The 9,023-nt window shown below is 72.9% G+C and carries 7 protein-coding genes; 4 read left to right on the top strand and 3 right to left on the bottom strand.

All coding sequences use genetic code 11. From position 1 onward, the window contains the following. The 3 genes from AC5LSR_RS15105 to AC5LSR_RS15095 all read left to right on the top strand — a co-directional run. On the top strand, positions 1–372 hold a 372-nt coding region (locus tag AC5LSR_RS15105; protein WP_493468598.1), incomplete at its 5' end, for an NAD(P)H-dependent glycerol-3-phosphate dehydrogenase. Positions 373–388: 16 nt separating this feature from the next. After that, positions 389–1,381, top strand: coding sequence for an alpha/beta fold hydrolase (locus AC5LSR_RS15100; RefSeq protein ID WP_250282350.1), 993 nt, complete (start codon positions 389–391; stop codon positions 1,379–1,381). Continuing rightward, positions 1,378–2,805, top strand: coding sequence for a wax ester/triacylglycerol synthase domain-containing protein (locus AC5LSR_RS15095; RefSeq protein WP_250282348.1), 1,428 nt, complete (start codon positions 1,378–1,380; stop codon positions 2,803–2,805). The genes AC5LSR_RS15100 and AC5LSR_RS15095 overlap by 4 nt, the downstream gene beginning before the upstream one ends. Positions 2,806–2,891: 86 nt before the next feature. Here AC5LSR_RS15095 and AC5LSR_RS15090 read toward each other — a convergent pair whose 3' ends face one another. After that, complete coding sequence (locus AC5LSR_RS15090) at positions 2,892–3,707, bottom strand: alpha/beta hydrolase (RefSeq protein ID WP_250282346.1); 816 nt, start codon at positions 3,705–3,707, stop codon at positions 2,892–2,894. A gap of 493 nt (positions 3,708–4,200) precedes the next feature. Further along, positions 4,201–4,929, bottom strand: coding sequence for a metal-dependent hydrolase (locus AC5LSR_RS15085; protein ID WP_250282378.1), 729 nt, complete (start codon positions 4,927–4,929; stop codon positions 4,201–4,203). Between the two features lie 906 nt (positions 4,930–5,835). Between AC5LSR_RS15085 and AC5LSR_RS15080 the strand changes: the two genes are divergently transcribed. Next, complete coding sequence (locus tag AC5LSR_RS15080) at positions 5,836–7,185, top strand: NAD(P)/FAD-dependent oxidoreductase (protein ID WP_250282376.1); 1,350 nt, start codon at positions 5,836–5,838, stop codon at positions 7,183–7,185. A gap of 118 nt (positions 7,186–7,303) precedes the next feature. Here AC5LSR_RS15080 and AC5LSR_RS15075 read toward each other — a convergent pair. After that, on the bottom strand, positions 7,304–9,023 hold a 1,720-nt coding region (locus AC5LSR_RS15075; protein WP_493468597.1), incomplete at its 5' end, for a protein kinase domain-containing protein.

Below are 9,023 nucleotides of genomic sequence, written 5' to 3'. Positions count from 1 at the left end.
ATCACCCGGGCGGTGCGGGAGATGACGCTGCTCGGCGAGGCGATGGGCGGCGAGCCCGTCACGTTCTACGGCCTGGCGGGCACCGGAGACCTCATCGTGACCTGCACGAGCCCACTCAGCCGCAACCGGCGCGTCGGCGAGGCGCTCGGCCGGGGCCAGACGATCGCCCAGGCGATGGCCGGGATGAAACAGGTGGCCGAGGGGGTACGTAGCGCTAGCGTCGTCATGCGGCTCGCGGCCGGGGCAGGCGTCGAGCTGCCGATCGCACGCGAGGTCGACGCTGTGGTCAACCATGGCTCGACGGCCCGCGACGCCTATCGCGGGCTGCTGAAACAGGCCCCTGGCCACGAGGTGAGGGGGACGAGCTGGTGAAGCTGAAGGGTGAGTCATGGTAAATACGAAGTGGGGAATCGTGGCGGCCACGGGCGGTGCCGTCTCCGCGGCGCTGCTGCGGAGACGGCTGTCCCAGGCGGTGCGTGACCAGGAGCCACCGCAGCTCCCCGCGCCCCGGTACCGCGCCGGATCAGGATCGCCCCTGCTGCTGCTGCACGGTGTCGGTGGTACGTGGCGCGCCTGGGACCCGGTGCTGCCGCTGGTGGAGCCGCACCACGACGTCCTCGCCCCGACCCTGCTGGGCCACGGCGGCGGGGAGCCACTCCCGCCCGGCGTCCCGGTCACGCTCGACGTGCTCGTCGACGGGGTGGAGGCCGAGCTCGACCGGGCCGGCTGGGGCCGCGCGCACATCGTCGGCAACTCCCTCGGCGGCTGGATCGCCATCGAGCTGGCCCGCCGCGGCCGCGCCAGCTCACTGGTGCTGTTCAGCCCGGCCGGGGCGTGGACCTCACAACGCCGGATCGCCGCGGTGGCACTGGGTATCCGCCTGTCCGTGGCCACGCTGGCACGCTACTCGGCGTACGCGGACCTGATCGCGGGCAACCCGTTGCTGCGCCGCCTGCTCCTGGCGACGCAGGTGGCACACCCCGAGCGGGTCGACCCGCAGGCGGTGGCCCTGACCATCCGGGCCAGCGCCCACGCCCCCGCCGTCGACCCGCTCCTACGCACCCTGCCGCGCTCCTACCTCCAGCCGCTGCCCGCCGACCATGACTACCCGATACGGGTCGTGTGGGCGCAGCCGGACCGTGTCATCCCCTTCGAGCACTTCGGCGTGCCGATACTGGAACGGCTGCCGGAGGCCGGGCTGATCCATCAGCCGGGCATCGGTCACGTCCCGATGTACGACGAGCCCGCCACGATCGCCGGGCAGATCCTCGAGGTCGCCGCCGGCGTGGACCAGCCGAGACCGAAGACCGTCCCCGTGGACCAGACGAGCTCCCTGGACCAGACGAGGGTGCCGGCCGGACCCAAGGGAGCGGCCCTGTGACCGGCCACAGCCCCCCGGGCCTCGGCGCCGCCCGCTCGAGCTGGGGCGGCCCGGCGGACATGAGCTGGTGGGAAGCGCTGATGTGGCGTGCGGAGGGCGACCTGCGCACCCGCTCCACCGGGGTTCTGGTCGAGATCCTCGACCGGGCCCCGGAGTGGGAGCGTCTGCGTGCGGCCCACGAGCGGCTCACCCTGCGGGTGCCTCGCTTACGCGAGCGGGTGATCGATCCGCTGCTGCCGCTCGTGCCTCCGGCGTGGTCGCCGGACCCGCACTTCGACCTCGACTACCACCTCCAGCGGATCCGGGTGCCCGGCGACGGCTCCAACAGTGAGCTGTTCGAGCTCGCCGCCGCCGCGGCGGCCCGGCCGCTCGACCCGAACCGGCCGCCGTGGGAGGCGACACTCGTCACCGGCCTGCGCGACGGCCGCGCCGGTTACCTGCTGAAGCTGCACCACAGCCTGACCGACGGGCTCGGGCTGATCCAGCTGCTCAGCCTCACCCACGGGCGCGGCCCCGAGCGGGAGGAGCCCGACACAAGCCCGCTCCCGCCACCGCGGCCGGTGGAGACACCCGTCTCGCTGCTGGCCGGGCGGCTGCCGGGCGTCCTGGCCGGGGCCGCGGGCTCGGTGGCCCGGGGCGCCGTGCGGACGCTCGGACGGGTCGCCGCCGACCCGGTCGGCACGGCCGTCGACACGGTCCGCTTCGGGGCGTCGCTGCGCCGCGTACTGGCCCCGCCCGACGTCGAGCGGTCGCCCGTGCTGAACGACGACGGCACCGGCTACCGGCTGATCGCCCACGACGTGCCGCTCGAACGGCTCAAGGCGGCGGGACGGGCCGCGGGCGGCACCGTCAACGACGCGTTCCTGGCCGCGCTGCTGGGCGCGTTCCGCCGGTTCCACGAGCACCACGACGTCGTCGTCGACCAGATACCGATCGGCATGCCGGTGAGCCTGCGCACCGACAACGACCCGATGGGCGGCAACCGGTTCGCCGGGGCCCGGTTCGCCGTCCCGGTGGGCGATCCCGACCCCCGGGTACGGATCGCCGCGATCCGCGCCGCCGTGGCGACGGCCCGCACCGAGCCCGCGATCGGGTTCCTCGACCTCATCGCGCCGGTGCTCGGACGGCTCCCCCGCGCCCTGCTGATCGAGATCGCGGGCAGCATGACCACCGTCTCGGACCTGCAGGCCTCCAACCTCGCCGGCATCGGGCGCAGCCTCTACCTGGCCGGCGCCCGCGTGCTGCGGGTCTACCCGATGGGCCCACGGCCGGGAGTGGCCGCGATGGTGACCATGCTGTCCTACGAGGGCACCTGCTGTGTGGGGATCAACGCCAACCCCGACGTGATCGACGACGAGAAGGTCTTCGCGTCATATCTGCGCGACGGCTTCGACGAGGTGCTGGACCTGGCCTACGAGCTGTGAGGGCCCGCGGGATGTGCGGGCCCGCAGGCGCTGACCCGCGGGATGGATGCCGCCGGCCCCGTCCGGTGCCGGCGGCATCCGCCGTGTCACCGGACGGGCAGGGCCTCCCGCACGAAGGCGACGACGTCGTCGAGAACCTCGTCCGAGTTCGTCTCGTTGAAGATCTCGTGCAGGGCTCCCGGGTACACCTTCTGCCGCAGGTCCGAGCCGCCGATGTGCTCGAACGCCGTGCGGGTCTCGGCGAGCGGGGCCAGCGGGTCGAGCTCGCCGTGTATCCACAGCGTGGGCAGGTCCCCGAGGCCCGGGCCGGCCGCGATCGTGGCGACGACGTCCTTGAGGGTCTGCAGTGACTCACGGTGGAACGGGCCGTGGTAGATCAGCGGGTCCGCCGCGTAGGCCGCGCCGACCGCGGGATCGCGGGAGAGCGCGGCCGGATCGAGCGGAACGTCCGGAATCGGGTCCAGGTCGAGGAGGGCGAAGATCGCCGGGTTACCGCCGATCACCGGGCCGGAGAGCACCAGCACGTCCACCGGGCCGGCGGCGCGCTGCACGTACCGTACCGAGACGATGCCGCCCAGCGAATGGCCGACGAGGACCACCGGCAGGCCGGGGTGCTCCGCCGTGGCGTGCTTCGCGACCGTGCCCAGGTCGGTGACGATGTCCTCGAGCAGCTCGACGTGCCCGCGCTCGCCATCGGAACGGCCGTGCCCGATGTGGTCGGGCGCGTACACCGCGCCGCCGGCGTCGCTGAGCCTGCGCGCCACGTGGTCGTAGCGGCCCGCGTGCTCGGCGTACCCGTGGGCCAGCAGCACGACGAACGACGGGTCCTGCGCGCTCCAGTGGTGCAGCGCGAGCGCGCCGTGGCTGCCCGCGAGAGTGGTGATCGTGTCAGAGCTGGTCATGCCGTTGCCTCCTCGCGGCGCGCGAGCTCGCGCGGCCGGAACGTCTGTCTTCTGCCGTCTCTTCCGCCGATGGCGGTCATGGGCGGTTCGCCAGCCAGCCCAGCCGGCCCGGGGAGCCCGGGGGACGCCGGCCCGGCCGGCTGCCATCCGTGCGCCGTTCCCCGGTGGCCGTCGCGAAGCGGCTGAAGGGCGTCATCTCCCGTGACGTCCGCGGAGATCATGTCAACCCTCCGCGGCAGTGCGTCCGAGACGCGACAGAGCCTCACGCGGGAGTGAGCCCCCGGTCACCCGCTGATTGACCATAGAACGATATAACCAGAAATTCAATTGATCAAAAAGTGATGGAGCCAAAAAATCATAAGTCAACCAGTTCGCCGTGAGCGGCCCCGGCTCTCGCGAGATCCATGAGACGAAGGTAACAGCGGGCGCCCGCGGCAGCCGCCAGCCGCGGCCGACGGGTGATCCGTCACCCAGGAGCACCGGCCGCCGCCGGTCAGCCGGTGCGCGGAGGGAACGCGATCCCGTCCGACACGGTCCATACGGCGAGGACGATGGCGGCGACGGCCAGCAGCGGTATGACCACCCGCTCCTCGGCCCTGCCGCCCGTCCGGGGGATCAGGGGGATCTCCATCCGCCGGCCGACCGGCCAGAACAGAGGGCAGCCGCGCGGGGTCAGGCAGTCCCCGGCCAGGTGGGCGAGACATCCCAGCGCCACCGCGTAGCCGGCGAAGCTCATGTCGAGGCCGTGCATGAGGAAGACCGCGAGCCCGGCGACCACGCAGTCGATGACGGAGGACAGGCGCCCCTGCCGCTCGAAGTCCAGCCCGAGGCCGCGCAGCCCGAAGCCGACGAGGACGAACAGCGCGGCCCACCAGGCGTACTCGGCGTGGACGGCCAGCAGGCTCATGAGCACGCCCATGGCGAGCGCGAACAGGATCGAGTGGGTGGCGTGCCGGTGGCCGCCGCTGGCCCGGCCGATCCACCTGCACATCGTGCGGGTGACCGGGCCGAAGGTGTTGGCGATCCGGCCGCTGGGATGGTCGATGTCGGGCAGCAGCGCCGCGCCCGCGGACACCACCGCGCCGGCGGCCAGCTGGGCCGTGGACAGGGAGCCGGTGTGCAGGCCCAGCAACCGCTGCGAGCCCAGCCACTCCCCCCGGGACAGCGCGGGTGCGGCGGCCAGCCAGACCACCGCCCCGCTCAGCACGTGCGTCCGCCCCATCATGGAATGTCAACCTCGGTGATCGGCACCGACGGACTATAAACCGTCCCCTCGTCGATCTTCACAGCCCCCGGCCGGAACCGCGCCGCGGGCGGCCGCGCGGCACCGGCTCGGGCAGCAACGGCTTCGCCACGACATCCACCCGCATACCGAGCGGGACGGTCAGGGTGCCGGTGGTGCCGGCGTGGCGCGCGGCGGTGATGCTCTCCGGTGGCGGACGCGGCGCCCTGTCCGGCCAGCCGGGCCGGACACCCGGCGCTGGCAGGAATCGACAGTGAGGAACGCAAGCGTCGCAGCACCTGGCAGCGACGCTGTCCGGCCGGCCAGGGCGGCGTCGGACTGGCGGACGTTGCCCCATCCCCGAGGAGCTGCGGAAGCAGAACTGGTCCCCCGGGCCGTACGACCAGGGACTCATCGACGCGCTGCGGGCCAAGCTGGCGGCCGACCACCCGTCGGTGACGAACCTTCAGAGCACCGGTAGAGCACCGGTCAAGTAGCGCGGATCCCATCCACGACCACCCGTACAGGCCGAGATCACACAGCAGCTCACCCAGCCCGGACGCCATCTGGCGAAGATCCTCCGGGCTGTTCGGAGCGTCCGGCTGGCCGGCCGGGTCGAGGTCGATGACCATGCGGAACACCCCGCCCCGTACATCCGTGCCCTGATTCCGCGCCTCTCCGCACCTCTCCGTAATTTCCGTAAAACTGTCATTTGTAAAACTGGCATTTGCCTATCAGGCGGACGCGGCGGTTTGGCCGTCCGGCTGTCTGGAACTGGGTTACCGAGGGCCTCGGCTTCCACGACAGCCCGGAAGGGCAGCGGAGGAAGATACGGTGAACGGTGAGCTGATCTCTTTGTGGCGCGGACGTTCAGGTGGGCCGCCATCCCGACGGGGCGGGCGCACCGTGGCCTGGCCCGCCCGCCAGCCGGCCGAACCCACGGCCCGGGCGCCGCGGGTGGTGGTGGTCGGCAGCGGGTTCGCGGGTTTCGGGGTGCTGCGGCACCTGGAACACCACCTACCGGCGGACGCGGCCGACCTCGTACTCGTATCGCCAGTCGACCACCTTCTGTACACGTCGCTGTTGCCGCAGGTGAGCGCCGGTGAGGTGGAGCCCCGGCATGTCGCGGTCGCGACCAGGGCCGCGCTGCGGCGGACCACCCTGCTGCTCGGCCATGTCGTCGACGCCGGCCTGGCGGGCCGGACGGTGACGATCCGCCGGGCCGACGGGTCGCGGACGACGCTGGGCTGGGACCGGCTCGTGCTGGCGCCCGGCGCGGTGACCCGCACCCTGGACATCCCGGGGCTGGCCGACCACGCGCTCGGCCTGAAGAACCTGGCCGAGGCCGTCTACCTGCGTGACCATGTGCTGCGCCAGCTGGAGCAGGCCGACGCCTGCGCCGACGCGGACCGGCGCCGGGCGCGATGCACCTTCGTGGTCGTCGGCGCCGGCTACACCGGGACCGAACTGGCCGCGCAGATGACGCGGTTCACCCGCCGAGCGGTCGGCGCCTACCCGCGCCTCTCCCCCGACGACATCCGCTGGATCCTGCTGGACCTGGCGCCCCGGGTGCTGCCCGAGCTGCCGCCCGCCCTGGCCGCCCGGTCCATGGACCTGCTCGCCGCGCGGCAGGTCGACGTCCGGCTGGGAACGTCCGTGTCGGACGTGGCGGCGGACCGGGCCCGGCTCACCGACGGTGACACAATCCGGACCCACACGGTGGTCTGGTGCGCCGGGATCACCCCCAGCCCGCTGATCTCCGCCCTTGGCCTGCCCACCTCGCGGGGCCGGCTGGTCGTCGACAGCGAGTTCCAGGTGCCCGACGCCGACGGCGTGTTCGCGCTCGGTGACGCCGCCGCGGTCCCGGACACCACCCGTGACGGCCAGCCCGCCGGGCAGACCGCGCAGCACGCGGTCCGCGAGGCGGCGGGGGCCGCCCGTGCCGTCGCGGCCTCCCTCGGCCACGGCAGCGCCCGGCCCTACCGGCACCGTGACCTCGGCTTCGTCGTCGACCTCGGCGGTGCCGCCGCGGTCGCCAACCCGCTCGGCGTCACCCTGTCCGGCCTGCCCGCCGCCGCGCTGGCCCGCGGCTACCACCTGTACGCCCTGCCGGGACGGACCAACACGATCCGGGTCGCGGCCGACTGGCTCCTCGACGTGATCGCCCCCCGGCAGATCGTCCAGCTCGGGTTCCTGCCCCCGGAGAAGTCGTCGATCAACGCGGCCGAACAGACCGACATCTACCCCACCCGCTGAGACCCGCTCCCGGGACGACGCGGTCCGCCGGCATCGGTGAGGGCCGTGGAGCGCGGCGAGTGCTCCGGAGCGCGCCGTTCACCGGCCTCGGCCCGGGACCCCGCTCAGCCGTGTCGAGTCATCCCGACAGCTCGGCCCATTCCGGGTGCCATTCCCACCAGCCGGTATCCCATCGATGGGCCCAGGTGTGCAGGATCCGATCCTCACGATCGCGGAGTACCAGTTCCAGATGCCCGAGCCAGCGGGAGGACGCGTCCACCGCCACGTAGTCGCCGGCGGGCGCGGGCGTGAGCGGACCGGTGTGCATACCCCCAGCGCGCAGTTCCACGCCCTCGCCGGTCAGCACGACCACCGCGTCGTCGGGCAGCAGGGCGAATCCGCGGACGGGTGGGTGTTCCGCGGGCAGCGGCCGGTACCAGGAGCGGGTGTAGAGCCCCGGGCTGCGCCAGAGGACGCCTCGGCCGTCGAGCGCGCCGACACCGGCGGCACCCGTCGCCGCCCGGACCGTGACAAGGCCCTCGGGCAGGTCTGGCAGTGCCCACCAGTCCGACCAGCCGCCGTGGGCGTTCCACGGCCTGCACCAGGCCCGGCCCTGGTTGTCGACCGCAAGCAGGCAGTGCTGAGCCCATGGCGCGTTCGTGGCGGCCAGGTCGACGACGGTCACGCCGTCCGCCGGGGCAGGCCACGGCTGCCAGGCCGACCAGTCCTCGACGGGCGCGTAGGTCTCGCGGTCGACCGCGAGGCTGCGCACCCAGATCCGGCCCTCGTGATCGAGCAGCCAGAGGTGCTGCTCGAACTCCCGGGGGCTGCCCACCGCGATCGCCCGCACGGCGCACGGCGCGGCCATCCCGTGCCAGTCGCTCCACCCCTGGACAATCCAACGGTGCCGCAGACCATCCTGGCGGCCCGCCGTGAACACCTCAAGATGGCTGTTCCCGAAACTGCTGCACGCCAGGCCGGACCAACGCACCAGGTCGGTCCCTTCCTCCGCCGCGCGGTGCGCCAGCGCCCGCAGCCGCAGCGCCGTCGCCGCCGCTCTCGGGCGTAGCGCCGGATCTGTCGACAGCAGCTCCCGGAGCAGGACGACCAGCTCGTGATCTGCCTCGCCCCTTCTCAGTTCCGCGACGATCCGTTCGGCGAGCACGGCGGCGTCCGGTTCCGGGGAGCCGTCGGGACGGCGCGGTAACCGGCCGAGCAGGCACTCGCCAAGGACGACACCGAGTGACCACATGTCGTCTTCCCGGCGCACGCTCCCGTGGCCCTCGGCGGCAAGCCGTTGCGGCGACATGTACGCCTGTGTCCCGCCCTGGTCGCGTCCCCTGCCGCCGGCCAGGACGGAGGTTGCGTTGAAGTCCGCGACCTTCCAGATCCCACGGCAGCGCACGATGTTCCCGGGTTTGAGATCGGCGTGGACGAGGCCCCGCGCGTGGATGTGGTCGAGTGCCTCGGCCACGCCGCCCAGCATCTCGGCGACCTCGCCGACCGTCATCCGCCGCAGCCGCTCGCTGGCCAGCCGGCTGGCCAGCGAGACGTCACCCATTTCCATCACCTGGGCCACGCCGCCGTCGTAGAGCCCGTCCTCGACGAGGAACGCGTCGACATAGGCGACCACATACGGACATCCCAGCAGCTGCTCCTGAACCTGGATCTCCTCCAGCGCCCGGCGCTGCCGCTCGCCGTCGCCCACCGCCTTGTAGATCTTTATGGCCCGCTGGACGCCAGCCATCCCCGCGCGCTCCCGCCAGGCAGGCAGAACCTCCGCGAACGCTCCGCTGCCCAGCGGAGCGGAGGTGTCGACCAGCCACTCCCCCACCCTGACCGCCCTCATGGGCCAAGAG

The organism is Protofrankia sp. CiP1_Cm_nod4 (assembly GCF_982290645.1).
This window is presented reverse-complemented; position numbering and strand designations above follow the sequence as displayed.

Coding starts and splice junctions, on each gene's coding strand:
- AC5LSR_RS15090 (WP_250282346.1), bottom strand. CDS start 3,707: ATGACCAGCTCTGACACGATCACCACTCTCGCGGGCAGCCACGGCGCG.
- AC5LSR_RS15100 (WP_250282350.1), top strand. CDS start 389: ATGGTAAATACGAAGTGGGGAATCGTGGCGGCCACGGGCGGTGCCGTC.
- AC5LSR_RS15085 (WP_250282378.1), bottom strand. CDS start 4,929: ATGGGGCGGACGCACGTGCTGAGCGGGGCGGTGGTCTGGCTGGCCGCC.